Source organism: Maricaulis maris MCS10 (assembly GCF_000014745.1).
GTDB classification, from domain to species: Bacteria; Pseudomonadota; Alphaproteobacteria; order Caulobacterales; family Maricaulaceae; genus Maricaulis; species Maricaulis maris_A.
Genome location: NC_008347.1, coordinates 925347 through 944685, shown reverse-complemented (window position 1 = coordinate 944685; position 19339 = coordinate 925347). Strand labels below are relative to the sequence as shown.

Sequence of the window (19339 nt, the reverse complement as noted above, 5' to 3'; positions counted from 1 at the left end):
ATCAACACCGGCGACATCCGTCGGGCAGCCCCAAGTCGGAGGTAGAGATGAAACTGCTGACCCCAACGCTTCTCGCCGCAACGGCCCTGAGTGTCGCCCTGCCGTCCATGGCCCAGGCCCAGAGCTATCAGGCCCAGAATTATCAGGCCCAGAATTATCAGGACTGCGAGTCCGAACGCCAGGGCCGTCAGGTCGCCGGCGCCATCATCGGTGGCCTGCTCGGCGCCGTGATCGGTAATGAACTCGCCGATGACAGCAATAATAACCGCCATGGCCGCGACCGCCATTATGGTCGCGGTGGACGCGGTGGGCATGGCAGCTGGGGCCGCGGTCGTGGCAATCGCTATCAACACCGTGATCGCGGCAATGCCGAGGAAGTTGGCACCATTGCCGGCGCCGGTGTCGGCGCGGTGATCGGAGCCGGCATTGCCGGTGGCGGCGACTGCAATGCCGTCCGCGCCAATCCGCAAAACCCTTATCCGGGCAAGCCAGGCGGCTATTACGACAACAGCGCCTACAACCAGAATGATGCGTACTATGACGACCAGTACCAGGCCGGTTATGACGACAGCGCCTATTACGACGACAATGCCTACCACGCCGACAATTACGGCTCGTCAGGTGAATTGCTGGGTGGCGCCGAGCGCGCTGACCAGGCCCGCACCTACAATGCCTCGGCCTATGACGGCCAGTCGCAGAGCAGCGCCGGCTATCAGGTAAACTCGGCCACCGGTGCCTGTCACTGGTCGCAGACCCGCCGCATGGACGCCTACGGCCAGACCGTCACCGACCAGGTCTATATGTGTCAGGGCAACGACGGTATCTGGCGCCCGGCCGACACCTACGGTCAGTAGACCTCACGCCCCAGACAACACGTCACAGGGGATTCAGGTTTGAAGACAGCGGCTGGCGGCGATAAGGTATTCCCTGTTGCCGTCGCCGCCTTCGATCGGACTTTCCATGACCGCGTGTACCGAAAAGCCTTCCAGGCCTTCCAGGCCTGCCCGTACGGCCGCGACCGCGTCATCTCGCGCGCTGTCGCTTTTCACCAGACCGCCCTTGCCGATCAAGGCCTTGCCGACCTCGAACTGGGGTTTGACGAGCGCGATCAGATCGCTCGTCGCGGCACTCAATGCCAGGGGCCGGGCGATGACCTTGAGCAGCGAGATGAAGCTGGCATCGCAGACCACCAGCGAGGGCGGCTCGGAAAACATCTCCCCTGCCAATGACCTGGCATCGGTCGCCTCCAGCGAAGTGACCCGCCGGTCGGCCTGAAGCGAGGCGTGCAACTGGTCCCGCCCGACATCCACGGCATAGACATGCCGCGCCCCGCGCGACAGCAGGACTTCGGTAAAACCACCCGTCGATGAGCCGACATCCAGACAGACCCGGTCCGCCGGATCCACGCCAAACCCGTCCAGCCCCGCCACCAGTTTCAGCGCCGCCCGCGACACCCAGGGATGCGCCGCCTCGGCGATGATCTGCGCCCCGTCCGCGATCTTCTGCGACGGCTTGGACACCTTGATCCCATTCACCGACACCTTCCCCGCCGCAATCGCCGCCTGGGCACGGGCGCGCGTGTCGAAATGACCGTGTTCGACGAGATAGAGGTCTGCACGCATGGGCGAGGTCCGGTTGGGGTTGGTTGGGAGGCCAGTTTAGCGGGGGCCGCGAGGTGGACCAGTATGCGCCGCATGAAAGAGGTCCTTCCCCTTGATGGGGAAGGTGGGCCGGCGCATTGCGCCGGGTCGGATGAGGTGAAACGCGCAGCGTTCCGTCCCCGACCGCCCATCACCCATTCCGTCTGGCCGCTACGCGCCCAGCCACCTCGCCCATCAAGGGCGAGGACCTGTCACCTCCTCCTTCCCGGTTTGCCAAGTCCGTTGTCTGTGCTATCGCCTCGCGCACCGCTGCGGCGTGGCCCTTTGCGGGGCAGCGCTGATCTCACAACGCGTTCCGACCATTTGCGGCTTGGCCGCCAGAACACTGCGCAACGAGCACCCATTGCCCGGATGCCCGCGTGAACGAACGGACACCACCATGCGACTTCCCACACTCGACCCGGCCCTTTTCGATCAGATCCGCCGCACCTGGTTTTTCAACCTGCGCGGTGACGTGCTGGCCGGCATTGTGGTGGCGCTGGCGCTGATCCCGGAAGCGATCGCCTTTTCCATCATCGCCGGGGTCGATCCGCGGGTCGGGCTGTATGCCAGCTTCTCCATCGCGGTGATCATCGCCTTCACCGGCGGCCGTCCGGGCATGATCAGTGCGGCCACCGCGGCGACCGCCGTCCTCATGGTCACCCTGGTGCGCGAACACGGGCTGCAATACCTGCTCGCCGCGACCGTGGTCGCTGGCCTGCTGCAGATCGGCGCCGGTTTCCTCAAGCTGGGCGACCTGATGCGCTTTGTCTCGCGCTCGGTGATCACCGGCTTCGTCAATGCGCTGGCGATCCTGATCTTCATGGCGCAACTGCCGGAGCTGACCAATGTCAGCGCCTTCACCTATGTGCTGGTCGCCGCCGGCCTGGTGATCATTTACGGCTTCCCCTACATCACCAAGGCCATCCCCTCGCCGCTGGTCTGCATTATCGTCCTGACAAGCCTGGCGCTCTTCTTCGGCTGGGACAATGTGCGCACGGTCGGCGACATGGGCGAGCTGCCGACCACGCTGCCGGTCTTCCTGATCCCGGACATCCCGTTCAATCTCGAGACCTTGATGATCATCCTGCCCTACTCGGCCGCCGTGGCCGCCGTGGGTCTGCTGGAATCTCTGATGACGGCCCAGATTGTCGATGATCTCACCGACACGCCCAGCGACCGCAATCGCGAATGTATCGGTCAGGGTATCGCCAATTCGATCACCGGCTTCTTCGGGGGCATGGCCGGTTGCGCCATGATCGGGCAATCGGTGATCAATGTGAAATCAGGCGGCCGCGGTCGACTGTCGGCGCTGACCGCCGGCTCGGTGCTGCTGTTCATGATCCTGGTACTCGGCGATCTGGTCGCACAAATCCCGATGCCGGCCCTGGTGGCGATCATGATCATGGTCTCGGTCGGCACCTTCTCGTGGAGTTCGATCCGCAATCTGCGGGAACACCCCAAGAGCTCCAGCTTCGTCATGGTTGCCACCGTGATCGGCGTCGTTGCCACCCACAATCTGGCCATCGGTGTCGGTGTCGGCGTGCTGCTCAGCGGGCTGTTCTTCGCCTGGCGGATATCCCGCGCCTTCACGGTCACCAGCGAGGTGTCCGCTGACGGGCGGACCCGCACCTATCGCGTCGATGGCCAGCTCTTCTACGCCTCGACCGAGGACTTCCTGCGTGCCTTCGACTTCAAGGATGCGGTCGACACCGTGATCATTGATCTGGGACAGGCGCATGTCTGGGATCTGTCCAGCGTCGCCGCGGTCGACATGGCCGTCCTGAAATTCCGGCGCGAAGGTGCCGAGGTCCAGCTGCTGGGCATGAACGAGGCCAGCAAGACGCTGGTCGACCGCCTGGGCATCCACGATACGCCCGGCGCACTCGACAAGCTGATGGGCCATTAGGAGCGATTGCCATGACCAAACTCATCCTTCTCGTCGACGGTTCGGCCTATGGCGAAAGCGTCTGTGACCACGCCGCCTGGGTCGCCGCGACCATGGGCGCCGAGATCGAACTGCTGCATGTGCTCGGACGCCGCGACACGCAGAGCCTGCCCGCCAACCTGTCCGGATCGCTGGGCTTTGGCGCCAAGCACGACCTGCTGGACAAGCTCGCTGCCCATGACGAGGAACGCGCCAAGCTGGCCAAGGAGCGTGGCCGCGCCATTCTCGATGCGGCGGCAGCCTATCTCACCGACAAGGGCGTGACCGACATCGCCCTCCGCCTGCGGCACGGCGATCTGGTTGAGGCGCTGCAACAGGTGGAGGGTGATGCCGACCTGATCCTGATCGGCAAGCGCGGCGAAGCGGCTGACTTTGCAGCCGAGCATCTCGGCTCGAACCTGGAACGCATTGTCCGCGCCGCCCACAAGCCGGTCATGGTCGCCTCGCGCAAATACGCCCCGGTGACACGGGCGCTGATTGCCTTTGACGGCGGTGCGAGTGCACGCAAAGCCGTCAGCCACATTGCCGGCGGCCAGCTTTTCAAGGGCATCCCGCTGCACCTGCTGACGGTCGGCAAGGACGACACCACTCGCATCGACGCCCTGGAATCCGCCGCCGAGGACCTGCGCGCGGCCGGCCACACCGTCACCACCGCCATTCGCGCCGGCGATCCCGACAAGGTGATTGTCGATTATGTCGAGGACGAAGCCATCTCGCTCCTGGTCATGGGCGCCTACGGCCATTCGCGCATGCGCAACCTGGTCATCGGCTCCACCACCACCGACATGATCCGCAATTGCCACATCCCGGTGATGCTGTTCCGGTGATGCTGTTCCGGTAGGGGTGCGGCGCCGCGGCGCAAGAAAGAGATTTGGATGGCGCTGACGCGCCGCCCCTCATCGGCCCTGCGGGCCACTTCTCCCCGGAAGGGGAGAAGCTGGGTGTGAGGCCGCGCTCATCGCCGGAAACAGGTCCTTCCACTTGATGGGGAAGGTGGCCCGAAGGGCCGGAAGGGGTGAAACGCGCCAGCGTTCCGTCACTGACGGCCCGTCACCCACTCCGCCGCTTCGCGGTCCCCCGCGCCTTGTCTGGGCGAGGACCTTTGAAATCGTGCCGGGCACACAGCGCTTGTCATCCCCGTTGGATGTCCGGCGAAGGCCGGACGCAAGACGGGGACCTCACTGATGGCAACATATTGGTCCCGGACTTTCGCCCCGCCTTCGCGGGGCGTCCATCCGGGATGACAACACTGGATTGGCTGATCTGCGCGAGGCGCACGAAGCCACGGGCTGGTCGCCCCTAACCCGCAATCAACGCCGCCGCGACACGTTCCGCAGCCGCATCATCCTTGCCCATGGCTTCCAGTGCCTTGGCGGCGATGTGGCGGGCGTTGAGGCCGGCGGTTTCGTACATGTCGAACGGGGCTTCCTGGTCCTGGAAGACGTCCGGCAGGGTCAGGGTGCGGATGCGCAGGCCGCGATCAAGGGCGCCCTTGTCGGCCAGCATGTGCAGGACGAAGGCGCCGAAACCGCCGACCGCGCCCTCTTCCACCGTGATCAGGACTTCATGCTCGCGCGCCAGGCGCAGAATGAGATCCTCGTCCAGCGGCTTGGCGAAGCGGGCATCGGCGACGGTGGTCGAGAAACCCTGGGCGGCCAGCGCGTCGGCGGCCTTGAGGCTTTCCTCGAGGCGGGTGCCGAGCGACAGGATGGCGATGCGCGAGCCCTCGCGGACGATACGGCCCTTGCCGATCTCCAGCGGCTCGATCTGGTCGGGAATTTCAATGCCGGTGCCATTGCCGCGCGGATAGCGGAAGGCGGACGGGCCGTCATCGATCAGGGCGGCAGTCTTGACCATGCGCGACAATTCCAGCTCGTCGGCAGCGGCCATCAGCACCATGCCCGGCAAGGCGCCAAGATAGCCGATATCGAAACTGCCGGCATGGGTGGCACCATCGGCACCGACCAGACCGGCCCGGTCGATGGCAAAGCGGACGGGCAGTTTCTGGATCGCCACATCATGCACGACCTGGTCATAGCCGCGCTGCAGGAAGGTCGAATAGATCGCCGCGAAGGGCTTCATGCCATCGGCAGCAAGGCCGGCGGCGAAGGTGACGGCGTGCTGTTCGGCAATGCCGACATCAAACATGCGGTCCGGGAAGCGTTCCCCGAACAGGTCCAGCCCGGTACCGCCCGGCATGGCCGCGGTGACGCCGACAACGCGGCTGTCGGCCTCGGCTTCACGGATCAGCTGCTGGGCGAAGACCTTGGTGTAGGACGGTGCGGCGGCCTTGGACTTTTGCTGCTCGCCGGTGATGACGTTGAATTTGGCGACGCCATGATACTTGTCGTCGGACGCCTCGGCGGGCGCATAGCCCTTGCCCTTCTGGGTCACGACATGGATCAGGACCGGGCCGTTATCGCCATCGCGCACATTGCGCAGGACCGGGACCAGCTGGTCGAGATCATGGCCGTCGATCGGGCCGACATAGCGAAAGCCCATCTCCTCAAACAGCGTGCCGCCCATGGCCATTCCGCGCATGTATTCCTCGGCCCGGCGTGCCGCTTCTTCGACCCGAAGCGCCTTGGCGACACCCTTGCCGAGCTTGCGGATGGAGCGGTAGCGCTGCGAGGAGACCAGGCGGGCGAAATAATGGCTCATCGCGCCGACCGGCGGGGCGATGGACATGTCATTGTCGTTGAGGATGACAATCAGCCGGCCACCGATATGACCGGCATTATTCATCGCTTCATAGGCCATGCCGGCCGACATCGAGCCATCGCCGATGACCGCGATCACATTGCGGTTCTCGTCCTTGAGGTCGCGCCCCACGGCAAAGCCGAGCGCGGCCGAAATGGAGGTCGAGGCATGGGCCGCACCGAACGGGTCGTATTCGCTTTCCGAGCGCTTGGTAAAGCCGGACAGGCCGCCGGGCTGGCGCAAGGTGCGGATACGGTCGCGGCGACCGGTCAGGATCTTGTGCGGATAGCACTGGTGTCCGACATCCCAGATCAGCGTGTCGGTGGGGGTGTCGAAGACGTGGTGGAGCGCCGTGGTCAGCTCGACCACGCCGAGACCGGCACCCAGATGCCCGCCGGTGACCGAGACAGCGTCAATGGTTTCGGCCCGCACTTCATCGGCCAGCGACTTGAGCCGGTCGAGCGGCAGGTTTTTCAGGTCTGCCGGCGAATTGACGGTGTCTAGGATCGGGGTTTTCGGCGTCATGGACATGCGGCCTTTCACGAGCGCCGCGCCAGAATGAAGTCGACGGCCTCTCTCAATACATCTGCCCGCGCACCAAATGGATCAAGGTGTTCCTTGGCCTGTGCGGCCAAGTGCCGCGAACGGTCACGCGCGCCCTCAATGCCCAGAATGGTGACAAAGGTGGCTTTTCCTTGACCGGCATCCTTGCCGACCGCCTTGCCCGCCTCATCCTCATCGCCTGTGGCATCCAGGAGATCATCCGTGATCTGATAGGCCAAGCCGAGATCATGGGCAAACCCTTCCAGCGCCCGGCGTACAGGATCATCAACATCCTTGAGGATGGTGGCGGCTTCGACGGCGTAGGAAATCAGCGCCCCGGTCTTCATGCGATGCATGCGGGTGACCACGGAAATGTCGAACTGCTCGGTCTCGGCGCGGATATCGATCATCTGGCCGCCGACCATGCCATAGGGACCCGAGGCGCGAGACAGGCGCTCGACCAGACGGGCCCGCACACTGCCGCGCTGATGGGTGTCGGGATGGGCGAGGATCTCATAGGCGATCGACTGCAGACCGTCGCCGGCGAGGACCGCAGTGGCCTCGTCATAGGCCTTGTGGACGGTCGGGCGACCGCGACGCATGTCGTCATCATCCATGCAGGGCAGGTCGTCATGGATGAGCGAATAGGCATGGATGCATTCCAGCGCGCAGGCGGCCCGCAGGACGCCGCGCTCATCGGCATGGACAAGATGGCCGGCCTCGATGGTCAGGAAGGGACGCAGGCGCTTGCCCGGCCCCAGGGCCGCATAGCGCATGGCGGAATTGAGATGGGCTTCCGGTCCCTCGGCGCGCGGCAGCAACGCATCAAGCGCGACCGTGACGCGGTCGGCATGCTCATTGAGTCGCTGTTCGAAATTCTCCATTGGCCCTGCCTGTCCTGCCCTGACTGTCCTGTCCCCCGGGTCGCGCCATTGCCAGCGCGGACCCGCTTGCATGCCTAGTGCAGGCGCGAGCCATCCGGCACCGCCTGATCCGGTGCCATCAGCACGATCTCTCCCATGCCATCAGAAACGCCGAGAGTCAGCACTTCAGAGCGCATCGGGCCGATCTGGCGCGGCGGAAAATTCACCACCGCCAGCACCTGGCGGCCGATCAGCGCGTCCGGCGTATAATGAGCCGTGATCTGGGCCGAGGATTTCCTCGTCCCCAGCTCGCCACCGAAATCGATCCACAGGCGGATGGCCGGCTTGCGGGCTTCGGGGAAGTCTTCAGCCCGCACCACGGTGCCGACCCGGATGTCGAGTTTGAGAAAATCCTCGATCGACGCGGTTCCGGGCGCCGTATCCGTCATGCCGGGTCGAGCCCGGCCGGCTCCGTTGCCGGCTGGCCGTCCTCGCCGCGGACAATTTTCTCGACCTTCAGCTCGGCACTTTTCAGCTTGCTGTCGCAATAGGCCCGCAGGGCAGCGCCGCGTTCATAAATCTCGATCGAGCGTTCCAGTTCGACCTCGCCGGACTCAAGCTGGCGGACAATGCCTTCCAGCTCGGCAAGGGCATTTTCAAAGCTCAGGGTCGCAATGTCGGCATGCGGCTCGGACGCCATCCTGTCTCTCCGTCATCGGTCGGGTCGGAATTGGGGGGCCACCATAGAAAGCCCCGTCCGGCGCCGCAATCGCCCGTTCAGTCAGCGCCCCGATCGCCGCGATACTCATAGCGGCGCCAGGACCAGTAACTATCCCCGCCATCGCGCACGCAGACCCAGCCGGCCGCCTTGAGATGGGGCCGCATCATGCGGTTGAACCAGCCATGGGCGCAGCACACCACAGGTCCGCTCTCGGCAGCCTCGATCAGTCGGCCAACAGCGCGGGCGGCGCGCTGGTCGGCTTCGATGCGGCTTTCCCGGCCACGCGACTGGCCCAGCCACCAGGTACAGCGCGCAAACACGCCCCAGGTCTTGGCCATGAAACGCCCGGGCCAGGGCGGCGGCGGCAATTCGGCCTCGACAAAATCGCCCTCGATCACCAGCTCACGGCCCGGCGCGACCGCCTGGGCGGTCTCGATCGCCCGGCGCAGTGTCGAGGCGAATATCGTCCGGGCGCCGACCGCCTGGTCCTTCAGCGGCTCGGGCGCGACCTGGCCTTCAACCAGCGGAGCCGGCTGGTAGATATTGTCCCACCAGTCCTCATAGCCGCGCCAGTCCATCATCGCCTCGCGATTGGCGAGCGGCTGGCCGTGGCGGGCGATGGTGATGTAGCCGCGCCGCGCGGCGCCGGTGGTGTCGATCTCGGTCATGCAATGTCACGGTCACGCGCGGGGGCCAGCGCGGGGCAAGCTCGGCAGCCGGCACGCCCCGTCGCAGCCTGGCAGAATTCGGATCTCACGCCTGGGACAACGCGTCGACAAATGCCGCCGCCGATCGCCCCAGGGCCGGACAGTCGTAGCCACCCTCCAGCACGGAAACAAGCCGCGAGCCGCCAAAATCTCGCGCAATGCCAGCCAGTTGTCCGGCCGCCCAGGCATAGTCATTGCTGCGCAGGCCCCAGCCACCGACCGGATCGTCCGCATGCGCATCAAATCCGGCCGAGACCAGAACCAGTTGCGGCCGCGCCCGGCGCAGCGCCGGAAGGACAGCGGCCTCGAATCGCTGACGCCATTGCTGCCCCGTCACCCCATCCGGCATCGGGCAATTGAGGACATTGCCATTGAGACCGGTCTCGCCCTCGCCGCCCGTCCCGGGATAGAGCGGCGCCTGGTGCAGCGAGGCGAAAAAGACCCGCGCCTCACGCTCGGCCAGACATTGCGTGCCATTGCCGTGATGGACATCGATATCGACAATGGCGACCGAGGTCAGGTCATGCACCTCCAGCGCATGGGCAGCGGCAATGGCGATGGTGTTGAACAGGCAAAAGCCCATCGGCCGGTCAGGCTCGGCGTGGTGGCCGGGCGGACGGGCCAGCACAAAAGCCGCGCCGCCTTCATCGGCGATCACCTGATTGACCGCGGCAACAGCCGCACCGACAGCGCCCAGGGCGGCGGCCGCCGAGCGGTCACAGACCAGCGTGTCCGGGTCCAGCGCCAGCCACTGGCCGGCCGGCGCATCGGCACAGGCGGTCAGGACGCGATCAACATGGGCGGCGCTATGGAAACGGGCCACATCGGTCATCGCCGCCGTCGGCGCCTCGCGCCAGTCACAGCCTGGCAGGGCCAGCAATGCCTCACGCACCGCCTCATAGCGGCCGACATGCTCGGGATGACCGGGCGGGACGAGATGGAGACGGCTGGCGGGACTGTCAAAGATCGTGGTTTTCATGGCGGCCAGTGTGCGGCGGTCACGCCGCGCTGGCCAGTCCCGACACGGCCTGCCTGGCCCACAAATTCAGGCCGCGACAATGGCCGCGCCCGGACGGGCCGAGCTTGGCAGGAGCACGACATTCTCCATGAACTGGCTGTAGTCGCACAGGATTTCCTCTCCCGGCAGGATCTCGCGGCGGGCTTCGCCATTGCCGTCGGCCCGAAAATCGATATTCGGCTCGGCGGCATGATTGAGAAAGCGGGCATGATCGCCATCGAGCAGATAGCCGTTCAGGCTGCGGTCGAAATAGGCATAGCGCTGCATGAACTGACGGTAGATCTGCGGCCGTTCGGCCAGCTGGGCCTCGGTCAGGATCAGGTCGACGGCCGGGTCGAGCACCCAGACCAGCGTGCCGGCGGGGATGGTTTGAGAAGCAAAAACGCCCAGCCCTTCCAGGGGGCTGGGAGCCAGATAGGTGTCCACGAGAAGCATGAATGGGTCACTCCGGCCGGCCGCGTCGACGGCAGGCGAAGGATCAGCGGCAGCTCATCATGTGAGCCCGGCCGCAGAGTGCGACGCTCCAACTCCCATATTGGCGAATTTTGAAAAAGCGCAAGCGGGATTTTCGTGCCGCAATGCGACCCGCGGGTGCCCGTCAGAAACCGTAGGGCGAGCCCCCCTGTATCCAGGCGATCGCGAAGCCGATGGCCACGCCGGCTATCACCACCACACTGATCCAACCACCCCCTGATCGCGTCCGCATTGCTCCGCCCCTCACTGTCCTGTTTTGACAAGGCCGACGCTAATGGTGAATCGGATTCATACAATGTCAAAGTTGTGTTGTGCGGCAAAGACTTACACAGGGTGTGACGACCATCACACCCTGTGCAGAGGCGCCGTCAGGGAGCAGTGGCACCCTCAGTGGCGCCGGAGGACTTGCCCCACCAGTGCCGGGTGTTGATCCCTGCGAAGAGCAGCCAGAACGCCACAACCCATTCAAACAGGGCGCCCGGAATGAAGAACAACATGACGTGCTCCCTCACGGACGGGAACAGGATGATCACACCGGCCAGCGTTCCGATCACGAAATAGGTTAAAACGCCCCAGGCCGCGAGCCAGCGCGGGATGAAGCGCGCCCGGAAAAACAGGGCAAAGTAGAGGACACCGCCAACGGCCATCGGGATCAGCAGCAAATAGATCGTCGACCCGTAGACGTCGCGCAGGAGCGTCACGAGCGCTGACCGCTCCTCACCGGAAAAGCCGGGACTCAGATCGGGATTCACGACCGCCGCAAACGCGGCATATTTGAAGACGATGAAGGTTGCGCCCATCGCGCCTTCGATCAGCCGGCAAAAAGCACCGACCATGGCCGTGCCCTGGCTCACCGACCTCAGCACGGCATACATGGCGGCAGCAGAAACGACGACGAAGATATACATGACCATCTCGGCCAGAAATCCGGTCCGGAACAGGAATTCGTCGCGCTCGGGCGGCGCCTCGCCGCTCAGAAGCGTACTCAGCCCGGGTAGCGGTCCAAAGGTGATGTACAGCCCTGCGAGGGTGTAGATGAGATAGGACAAACCAGCCAGCCGTGCCATGCGGCGAGCTGATTGTTCAGAATGTTGAATTGCAGACATGGCGTGAGCGTCTCCGTCGACCAAGCAGTGAACCAAGCCGGCGCGGTCACCGGCCCCCCGTTGATGCGGGAGGTTGGCCTGCCTGTCGTCCGAATGGGGCCATTCGGACATCGACGTGTGTCAGTGGAGGGCGTTTTCCAGGTCTCGCGGCCCGGCGCTGCGCACCTCGGCCCGATACTGGCTCGGCGGTGCGCCGACATGTTTCTTGAACGCCGCGTTGAAGGTCGACCGGGAGTTGAACCCGACCTCGAAGGCGACTTCCAGCGTATTCAGCTCGGTCTCGCTCAGAAGTCGCTTGGCCTCGTCAGCCCGGTGGCTGTTCACAAAGTCAAAGAAATTGACGCCGAGATGCTGGGATAGCGTCTCGGAGATATGGTTCTTGGTGACGCCCGTGATGTCGGACAGCTTGCGCAGCGACAGATCACTGTCGGCGTAAAGCTTGTCGGCCTCCAGCGCGCCGACCAGTTTCGCGGCCGTCCGGCTCATGCGCTGTTCGGTCAGGATCGGGCGTCTGGCTGACGCGTCGGCTGTGCTCGCCCTGTCCTTGGTATTCCGCTCGGAGGGCAGCTCGGGCTGGTGCACACCGAGATAGGCAAAGGCCGCGATGGCAAGGGTTTCCGTGAAGGCCAAGGCAATGTTGAAGGCCGGGATGGACGTACCGGTGACCCACAGGACCTGCTTGATGGCGAAAAACGTCCAGGCGCCGGCGAATACCAGCAGGATGGTACGCAGCCAGTCGAGGGATTTGCGTTCGACATTCGCAAACTCTTCCAACATGCGCCGCCTGTGACGCACCTGCAGCCTCAGCGCGGCGACGAGGTAGCAACCGGTGAAGGCCAGGAAGATGACCAGCGACGCAGTGCAGGTGTAGAGCGCGATCCGGAAGTGGTCGGGATTTCGGGTCGCCGGGTCGGCCAGGGCGAGCTTCTGTTCGGCGCTCAGGCTGGCGAAGGGCAGGGTCGCGACAAGGACCAGCACCGGGCCGAGCAGCACCAGCCAGTCGAAGCCGCCAAAACGCGGCTTATCCGTCGACATCAGGGCACGGGCGAAGAAGTAGACCGCCGGGCCCAGCACCATCTTGAACACAAGGTCAGCCCCGACCAGGTGCGGCGCATAGCGGTAGGCGCCCGTGACAATGACCAGCTGGCCGAGCACATGTGCCAGCAGCGCGATCAGCGCCAGGCAAAAATACAAGGACCGGTCGCCGCGCTGACCGCCACGGGTCAGCGCGATGGCCAGCGCAAAGCCGATCGATCCGGCGGCGATGGCATAGGCCATGGTGAGGAAAGTGTCGGTCATTGCGTCCGTTTTGCGCCAAATCGGGGCCTGGAGCAATGACCGGGGATTGTCGCGAGCCGGCTCAGTGTGCCGCCGGGATCGCCATGATCTTCACGCCCGGAGGCGCAGCCGGCTCTTCCGGCACGAAGAAGTCGGGCAGGAGCTCGATCGACGGATCGTAGGAATACTTGTCGAGATCGCGCTCGCCCTCATCCCACAGGAAGCTGTCATCGATGATGAAATTGCCGGTGAAGCTCGCCGCCGGCTTGTTGAGGACGGCATAGGCGGTGTCAGCGAGAATTTCCGGCTTGCGGCAACTCTTCATCGCCTCTTCGCCGGCCAAAACGTTCGAGATCGCGGCGGTGGCGACCGCAGTACGCGGCCAGATCGCATTGGCGCCGATCTTGCCCTTGAACTCCTCGCCCCAGCCCAGGATGCACAGGCTCATCTGGTATTTCGCCGAGGTATAGGCGACGTGCGGTCCGAACCACAGGCCGCGCATGTCGAGCGGCGGCGCCAGGGCGATGATGTGCGGGTTTTCCGCCTTCATCAGATGCGGCAGGCATTTCTGCGTGGTCAGGAAAGTGCCGCGGCCATTGACCTGATGCATCAGGTCATAGCGCTTCATCGGTACGTCAGCCGTCGGCCGCGGATAGATGGCGGAGGCATTGTTGATAACGGCGTCGATACCGCCAAAGCGCTCGACCCCGGCCTCCACTGCCGCTTCGACCTGGGCTTCGTCACGGATATCACACTTGACCGCCAGCGCCTGTCCGCCGGCTGCTTCGATCGCCGCGGCGGCAGTGTGGATCGTGCCCTCGAGACGCGGATCGACCGTGTCGGACTTGGCGGCGATGATGATATTGGCGCCATCACGGGCACAGCGCTCGCCAATGGCCAGACCAATCCCGCGCGAAGCGCCGGTGATGAAAATCGTCTTTCCCTTGAGGCTCATGCGCCCTCTCCCCGATTGAGTGATTTGGGAAGAGACTAGAGCGGTGCCGGAGCTGGCGCCAGACTAGTCGCTGACACGACCCAGAATGCGCGCCAGCGGGACCATGCCCGGGCCGCCCGGAGCGCGACTGTCACGAGATTGATCCCGATTGTCGCCAAGCACGAAGACATGGCCCTCCGGCACGGTAACGGGCCAGGTCTGATCCATCGGTCCTTCATCACCCAGCTCGAAAATCTCGTGTGACATGCCACCGGGAAGCGTTTCGCGATATCGGGTCACCTGTTGTGGCCTGCCCCGGGTGACAAGCGTCTCCGGGCCGAGTGCGTCGCGTTGGACATAATCGCCATTGATGACAAGGCGCCCACCATCATAGGCGGCTTCGTCACCCGCCACGGCAGCGACGCGGCTGACAATCGTCCGCGCCGGGCTCTGCGTCGTGTCCAGGAAAACGATGATATCACCGCGCCGCGGCGCCGGTCCGGCAACCAGCCTGTTCGGATCAAGCCGGGTACCGACCAGCGGCAGGCTGACCGTGCTGTAGCCATAGGCCAGCTTGTTGACGATGAAACGCTGTCCGGGCTCGACGGCCGGCATCATGCTCATCGCCTGCGTGGAAAACAGGGCCAGGCTGGAGAACAGGCTGGAGGCTAGGCCGAAAACAATCAGACCCAGACCCGCAACCCAGCGCCACATGGCCTACAGCCCGCCCCAGACCCGGCCGCGCGGGCAATAAAGCCCCTGCTCGCGGCGACAGCTTTCCAGCGTGAACAGGACTGTCTCGGCCCGGCCGACGACATTTTCCAGCGGCACAAAGCCCGGCCCGCCGGAGGCGCGGCTGTCGCTGGAGGCGTCCCGATTGTCGCCCATCACAAAGACAGTCCCCGGACGCACCGTGACCGGCCCGAAATCGTCCAGATGATAATCGTCGGTCCGCTCATAGATCGGATGATCGCGATCGCCCGGCAGGATCTCGGTATAATGGCTTACCGTCACCGGCTGGCCAGTCCGGTCCTCGCGATAGGTGCGGATATCTTCCAGCATGCGCGGCGCGACCTCGCCATTGATGTAGAGACGGCCTTCGCGCACTTCGATCACATCACCGGCCACACCGGTGACGCGCTTGATGAGGTTTCGCGGCGGCGTCTGGTTCTCGTCGCGGAAGACCACGACATCACCACGGCGCGGCTGCGACCAGCCGATGCGGCCATTCCAGCTGTCGGGCAGCACATAGCCAATCCCCAGCGGCAGGGAGTGAACGGAATAGCCATAGGCCCATTTGGACACCAGCACCCGATCGCCGACTTCCAGCGAGGGCTGCATGCTTTCCGACGGGATGTGGAAGGCCGCAAAGCCGAAGGTCACAAGACCCAGCCAGACGGCGACGACACCGCCGATGAACCGCACGGTTTCCATGATTTCATCGGCCGCACGGCCCGCAAGACGCTTCATCAAAGGACTCATTTCAGTTTGACAGCCGTACCGTAGGCGAGGATTTCCGCGGCGCCTTCCATGACCGATGATGTGGTCAGGCGGACGGAGATGATGGCGTCGGCGCCCAGCTCTTCGGCATGTTTCGCCATGCGGTCGAGCGCCTGTTCGCGCGATTCCGAGAGAAGATTGGTGTATTCGGGGACTTCGCCGCCGACCAGATTGCGCAGTCCGGCGATGAAATCACGGCCGAAAAAGCGGGCCCGCACGACATTGCCGCGGGCCAGGCCGACCACTCGGTCGATCTCGCGACCCGGAACGGTCTCACCCATGGTGACGATCAGGCTCATGTCTCTTCCCCTTGCAGGGCAGGTCCATCCGACTGGCCCCGCCAATAAATCAATGCCACGCCCAGTGCCGGGCATCCGGTCGCCGCGAGCCACCAGAAACTGGCCGGATAGGGCAGATGCCAACCGCTCAGTAATCCGATCGCCATAAGGGCCAGATAGGCCAGCAACCCGCCCAGCAGCAAAACCGGGATCAAGATATCGAGTATTCTGCCTAACATTGGCTGAACAGGACCTGACCTGACAAACAAGCCACTTCGATACGTCGAATTCGCGCCATTACCAAGAAGCCCGCCTGCCAATGACGGAATTTTAAGCTGACAGCGTGGCACGCGGGACGCAGGGGATTGACCCGGACGGCTTCCCGCTTGGACCGCAGCTCCCGGTCTGGCAAGTTGGCCGACAAGGAGATTTGCATCATGTCAGAGACGATCATCGAACCCGGCAACAGCCACGCTTCAGACCGCGACGACAAGCTTTTCGCCGGGCTGAACTATGTCCTGTTCCTGATCGGCAACATCATCGGCATCTCCACCATCCTGGCGGTGATCATCGCCTATGCCCGCCGCGAGCGGGCGCCGCACTGGCTGCAATCGCACTACACCTATCAGATCAAGTCATTCTGGACGGCTGTGCTGGGCATCATCGTGTGCACCTTCATGATCATGACCGTGATCCTGTCACCCTTCGGCCTGATCGGCCTGGCCCTGATCTGGCTGTGGGTCCTCGTCCGCGGCGTCGTCGGCCTGATCCGCCTCCTCGACGGACGCGGCCACCCGGACGCCGACGCGATGTTTGTCTGAGGCCCAGATCAAGCTTGTCATCCCCGCTGCATGTCCGGCGAAGGCCGGACGCAAGGCGGGGGCAAGCGCTACGTTTCTCAGCCGTGCCTCTACCGCCTCCGCAATTCAAACCCGTTTTTCCCGGCCGCAGCCCCGCAAAAGCGGGGCGGAGAGCCGGGACCGACTGGCCTGTCTGGCAAGCGATGAGTCTCCCGTCGGTCCCGGATGGCGCGGCGCGCCTCCGGAAAAAATGTAGGGGGATGGAAGGCGATTTTTCTCTCCACCATGCAGGGAGGAAAAGATACGCTCCTAAAGCCCGAACCCGACCTCGTCGATCATGTCGGCGCCCATGGTGATGTCATCGACACGCGAGGGGGCCAGGGTCATCACCGCTTCGGCGTAGAAATTGGCCAGGGCGATGCGCTGGGCGGCGAAGGCCGGATCACCGACATTCTCCTTCTGGCGGCGACGGGCAGAGACGGCACCAACACACAACAGCCAACCGCCGACCGTTTCCCCGGCCAGGGTGAGGAAAGGCGTGGCGCCGGCCAGGCGGTCCTTCATGTCGGCCTCGGCCAGCCAGTCCGCCGCCTCCTGCAGGGCTTCCAGACTGTCGCGCAGACGCTCGCCGAGCGGCGGAAGGTCGGGATGGGAGGATGTCAGGCAGCTTTCGATAGTCTGGTCGATATCGGCGTATAGCTCATCGAAAGCCGCGCCATCGGCCATGGAGAGTTTGCGACCGACCAGGTCGATGGCCTGGATGGCGTTGGTGCCTTCATAGATCGGGGTGATGCGGGCATCGCGCAGGTGCTGGGCGGCGCCGGTTTCCTCGATATAGCCCATCCCGCCATGGACCTGGATATTGGCCGAGGCAACCTCGACACCGACATCCGTCGACCAGGCCTTGGCGATCGGCGTCAGGAGTTCCTCGCGCCGTTTGGCAGCAGCTTTTTCCTCGTCCTCATCGCCATGATAGGCGAGGTCGGCGGCCACCGCGCAGGAGACGCAGATGGCGCGGGCGGCAGCGATCTTGGCCTTCATCAGGGACAGGGTCCGCTTGATGTCGGGATGATGGATGATGGCGTGCGGCGCCGGTCCCTCGGCATCGATGGCACGCCCCTGCTTGCGGTCGGACGCATAGGCCAGTGCCTGCTGGTAGGCGCGCTCGGCAATGCCGACACCCTGGACACCAACATTGAGGCGGGCCGAGTTCATCATCGTGAACATGCAGCGCATGCCGGCATTCTCGCCGCCGATCAGCCAGCCGGTCGCACCGGCATATTCCATGGTGCAAGTCGGCGAACCATGAATGCCCAGCTTGTGTTCCAGGCCAATCGCCTTGAGCGAATTGGCCGAACCGTCGGGCAGGACTTTCGGCACGATGAAGAGCGAGATGCCCTTGGTGCCGTCCGGCGAGCCCGGCGTGCGGGCCAGCACCAGGTGGATGATGTTCTCGGCGCAGTCGTGATCGCCCCAGGTGATGAAGATCTTCTGGCCGGAGATGGCCCAGCTGCCATCCGGATTGGGTTCGGCCTTGGTGCGCAATGCGCCGACATCGGAACCCGCCGACGGCTCGGTCAAGTTCATTGTGCCCGACCACTCGCCGGTGATCAGCTTGGGCAGATACATCGCCTTTTGCTCATCGGTGCCGTGCTCGATCAGCGCCTCGATGGCGCCATAGGTCAGCATCGGGCCGAGGCCGAAGGACAGGTTGGATCCCTGGATCATTTCCAGCACCGTCACGCCCAGCGCCCGCGGCAAGCCCATGCCGCCATTGTCGGTCGAGAATTGCAGACCCTGCCAGCCACCTTCAACGAATTGCGCGTAGGCCTCGGGAAAGCCGGTCGGCGTGGTCACCTTGTCATCGGCCAGCTTGCAGTGTTCGGCGTCACCGACCTTGTTGAGCGGCGCCAATACATTCTCGGCCAGCTTCGCCGCTTCATCGAGGATCGCGACAGTCAGATCGGCGGAAAAATCCGGAAAGGCGCCAGTCGCCTTCAGGCCTTCAACGGCAGCCACTTCTTCCAGTGTGAAACGCATCTCATCGAGCGGGGCGCGATAGGACATGACCAACCTCCTTGTGACTGCCTGTTCGGCATTTCTTGTGCGGAGGGGAACATAGCGTCTCGCCCGCATGATGCGAATCCGGAAACAGTGAAATGCCCATCCCGGCGCAAGGTGTGGCTTTATCGCGACGGCCAATGCCGTCATATGGTGGCAATGATGACCCGTCTGCTCCGCCTCCTGGCCCCGATGACTGCCCTTTTGCTGGCATCCTGCCTGACGCCGACAACCGACCCGCAGCGCCTGCCCGCCGGGCAATGGTCGCTCGATCCGGGTCATGCCAGCCTCACCTGGCAGGTGCAGCATATGGGGCTGAGCTGGTATACGGGCCGCTTCGATGACTTCGACGCGACGCTGGATTTCGATCCGGCGGCGCCCGGGACTGCCCGGATGACGGCAATCATCGAGACGGCGTCCGTCTCCACCGGCGATCCGGACTTCGACGCCGATCTGGCGTCCGACTGGCTGAATGCCGGCCAGCATCCACAGATCCTGTTCCGCACAACGCAGATCGACGTGACGGGTGAGACTACCGGCCAGGTCACGGGTGAGCTGACCCTGAATGGGGTCACCAATCCGGTCACGCTCAACGTCACCTTCAATGGCGGGCTGACCAACTGGCTTGAAGGGCGCCCGGCTCTGGGTTTCAGCGCCGACGGACACCTGGACCGCGACATGTTCAATGTCGGCAATTTGCCACACAGCATTGTCGGCCCGACCGTGCGTATCCTGATCGAAGCCGAATTCCTGAGAGAGGAAGACTGA

General features: G+C 64.2%; 21 protein-coding genes. 5 read left to right on the top strand and 16 right to left on the bottom strand.

The window, feature by feature from the left end; translation table 11 throughout:
- Nucleotides 1–47: 47 nt before the first annotated feature.
- Nucleotides 48–854 (top strand): hypothetical protein, encoded by an 807-nt coding sequence (locus MMAR10_RS04415; RefSeq protein ID WP_011642793.1) that lies wholly within the window; start codon nucleotides 48–50, stop codon nucleotides 852–854.
- A 33-nt stretch (nucleotides 855–887) separates the two neighbouring features.
- Here MMAR10_RS04415 and MMAR10_RS04410 read toward each other — a convergent pair whose 3' ends face one another.
- The gene (locus MMAR10_RS04410; RefSeq protein WP_011642792.1) at nucleotides 888–1622 is read right to left on the bottom strand and encodes a TlyA family RNA methyltransferase; all 735 of its coding nucleotides are present in this window, start codon (nucleotides 1620–1622) and stop codon (nucleotides 888–890) included.
- 418 nt (nucleotides 1623–2040) lie between these two features.
- Here MMAR10_RS04410 and MMAR10_RS04405 point away from each other — a divergent pair, with 418 nt between their 5' ends.
- Nucleotides 2041–3549, top strand: a complete 1509-nt coding sequence (locus MMAR10_RS04405; RefSeq protein WP_011642791.1) for a SulP family inorganic anion transporter — start codon at nucleotides 2041–2043, stop codon at nucleotides 3547–3549.
- A gap of 11 nt (nucleotides 3550–3560) precedes the next feature.
- On the top strand, nucleotides 3561–4415 hold the full coding sequence (locus tag MMAR10_RS04400; protein ID WP_011642790.1) for a universal stress protein: 855 nt from the start codon (nucleotides 3561–3563) through the stop codon (nucleotides 4413–4415).
- A 472-nt stretch (nucleotides 4416–4887) separates the two neighbouring features.
- On the opposite strand, the gene dxs is transcribed toward MMAR10_RS04400, so the two are convergent.
- The 14 genes from dxs to MMAR10_RS04330 form a co-directional block, all read right to left on the bottom strand.
- Nucleotides 4888–6813: a 1-deoxy-D-xylulose-5-phosphate synthase gene (gene dxs / locus MMAR10_RS04395; protein WP_041637274.1), complete on the bottom strand. Its 1926-nt coding sequence runs from the start codon at nucleotides 6811–6813 to the stop codon at nucleotides 4888–4890.
- A 14-nt stretch (nucleotides 6814–6827) separates the two neighbouring features.
- A complete protein-coding gene (locus MMAR10_RS04390) occupies nucleotides 6828–7715 on the bottom strand; it encodes a polyprenyl synthetase family protein (protein ID WP_011642788.1) in 888 nt (295 codons plus the stop codon).
- Between the two features lie 74 nt (nucleotides 7716–7789).
- Nucleotides 7790–8143: a tRNA-binding protein gene (locus MMAR10_RS04385; RefSeq protein ID WP_011642787.1), complete on the bottom strand. Its 354-nt coding sequence runs from the start codon at nucleotides 8141–8143 to the stop codon at nucleotides 7790–7792.
- Nucleotides 8140–8394, bottom strand: coding sequence for an exodeoxyribonuclease VII small subunit (locus tag MMAR10_RS04380; RefSeq protein WP_011642786.1), 255 nt, complete (start codon nucleotides 8392–8394; stop codon nucleotides 8140–8142). The genes MMAR10_RS04385 and MMAR10_RS04380 overlap by 4 nt, the downstream gene beginning before the upstream one ends.
- A 77-nt stretch (nucleotides 8395–8471) precedes the next feature.
- Nucleotides 8472–9083 (bottom strand): histidine phosphatase family protein, encoded by a 612-nt coding sequence (locus MMAR10_RS04375; RefSeq protein WP_011642785.1) that lies wholly within the window; start codon nucleotides 9081–9083, stop codon nucleotides 8472–8474.
- 85 nt (nucleotides 9084–9168) lie between these two features.
- On the bottom strand, nucleotides 9169–10101 hold the full coding sequence (locus MMAR10_RS04370; RefSeq protein ID WP_011642784.1) for a histone deacetylase family protein: 933 nt from the start codon (nucleotides 10099–10101) through the stop codon (nucleotides 9169–9171).
- Between the two features lie 66 nt (nucleotides 10102–10167).
- Complete coding sequence (locus MMAR10_RS04365; protein WP_011642783.1) at nucleotides 10168–10575, bottom strand: SET domain-containing protein; 408 nt, start codon at nucleotides 10573–10575, stop codon at nucleotides 10168–10170.
- Between the two features lie 407 nt (nucleotides 10576–10982).
- A complete protein-coding gene (locus MMAR10_RS04360; protein ID WP_011642782.1) occupies nucleotides 10983–11720 on the bottom strand; it encodes a DUF4386 domain-containing protein in 738 nt (245 codons plus the stop codon).
- A gap of 120 nt (nucleotides 11721–11840) precedes the next feature.
- The gene (locus MMAR10_RS04355; RefSeq protein WP_011642781.1) at nucleotides 11841–13019 is read right to left on the bottom strand and encodes a helix-turn-helix domain-containing protein; all 1179 of its coding nucleotides are present in this window, start codon (nucleotides 13017–13019) and stop codon (nucleotides 11841–11843) included.
- A gap of 61 nt (nucleotides 13020–13080) precedes the next feature.
- A complete protein-coding gene (locus MMAR10_RS04350) occupies nucleotides 13081–13953 on the bottom strand; it encodes an SDR family oxidoreductase (protein WP_011642780.1) in 873 nt (290 codons plus the stop codon).
- A 63-nt stretch (nucleotides 13954–14016) separates the two neighbouring features.
- Entirely contained in the window at nucleotides 14017–14646 is a 630-nt protein-coding gene (lepB, locus tag MMAR10_RS04345) for a signal peptidase I (protein WP_011642779.1), read from the bottom strand.
- Nucleotides 14647–14649: 3 nt separating this feature from the next.
- Complete coding sequence (lepB, locus tag MMAR10_RS04340; RefSeq protein ID WP_233353865.1) at nucleotides 14650–15402, bottom strand: signal peptidase I; 753 nt, start codon at nucleotides 15400–15402, stop codon at nucleotides 14650–14652.
- A gap of 8 nt (nucleotides 15403–15410) precedes the next feature.
- Nucleotides 15411–15731 (bottom strand): YbjQ family protein, encoded by a 321-nt coding sequence (locus MMAR10_RS04335; protein ID WP_011642777.1) that lies wholly within the window; start codon nucleotides 15729–15731, stop codon nucleotides 15411–15413.
- On the bottom strand, nucleotides 15728–15925 hold the full coding sequence (locus MMAR10_RS04330; RefSeq protein WP_041636776.1) for a hypothetical protein: 198 nt from the start codon (nucleotides 15923–15925) through the stop codon (nucleotides 15728–15730). Before MMAR10_RS04330 ends, MMAR10_RS04335 begins: the two co-directional genes overlap by 4 nt.
- Nucleotides 15926–16147: 222 nt before the next feature.
- Between MMAR10_RS04330 and MMAR10_RS04325 the strand changes: the two genes are divergently transcribed.
- Nucleotides 16148–16531: a DUF4870 family protein gene (locus tag MMAR10_RS04325; protein ID WP_011642776.1), complete on the top strand. Its 384-nt coding sequence runs from the start codon at nucleotides 16148–16150 to the stop codon at nucleotides 16529–16531.
- 288 nt (nucleotides 16532–16819) lie between these two features.
- On the opposite strand, the gene MMAR10_RS04320 is transcribed toward MMAR10_RS04325, so the two are convergent.
- Nucleotides 16820–18577 (bottom strand): acyl-CoA dehydrogenase, encoded by a 1758-nt coding sequence (locus MMAR10_RS04320; RefSeq protein ID WP_011642775.1) that lies wholly within the window; start codon nucleotides 18575–18577, stop codon nucleotides 16820–16822.
- Between the two features lie 156 nt (nucleotides 18578–18733).
- On the opposite strand from MMAR10_RS04320, the gene MMAR10_RS04315 reads away from it, so the two are divergent.
- Complete coding sequence (locus MMAR10_RS04315; protein WP_011642774.1) at nucleotides 18734–19339, top strand: YceI family protein; 606 nt, start codon at nucleotides 18734–18736, stop codon at nucleotides 19337–19339.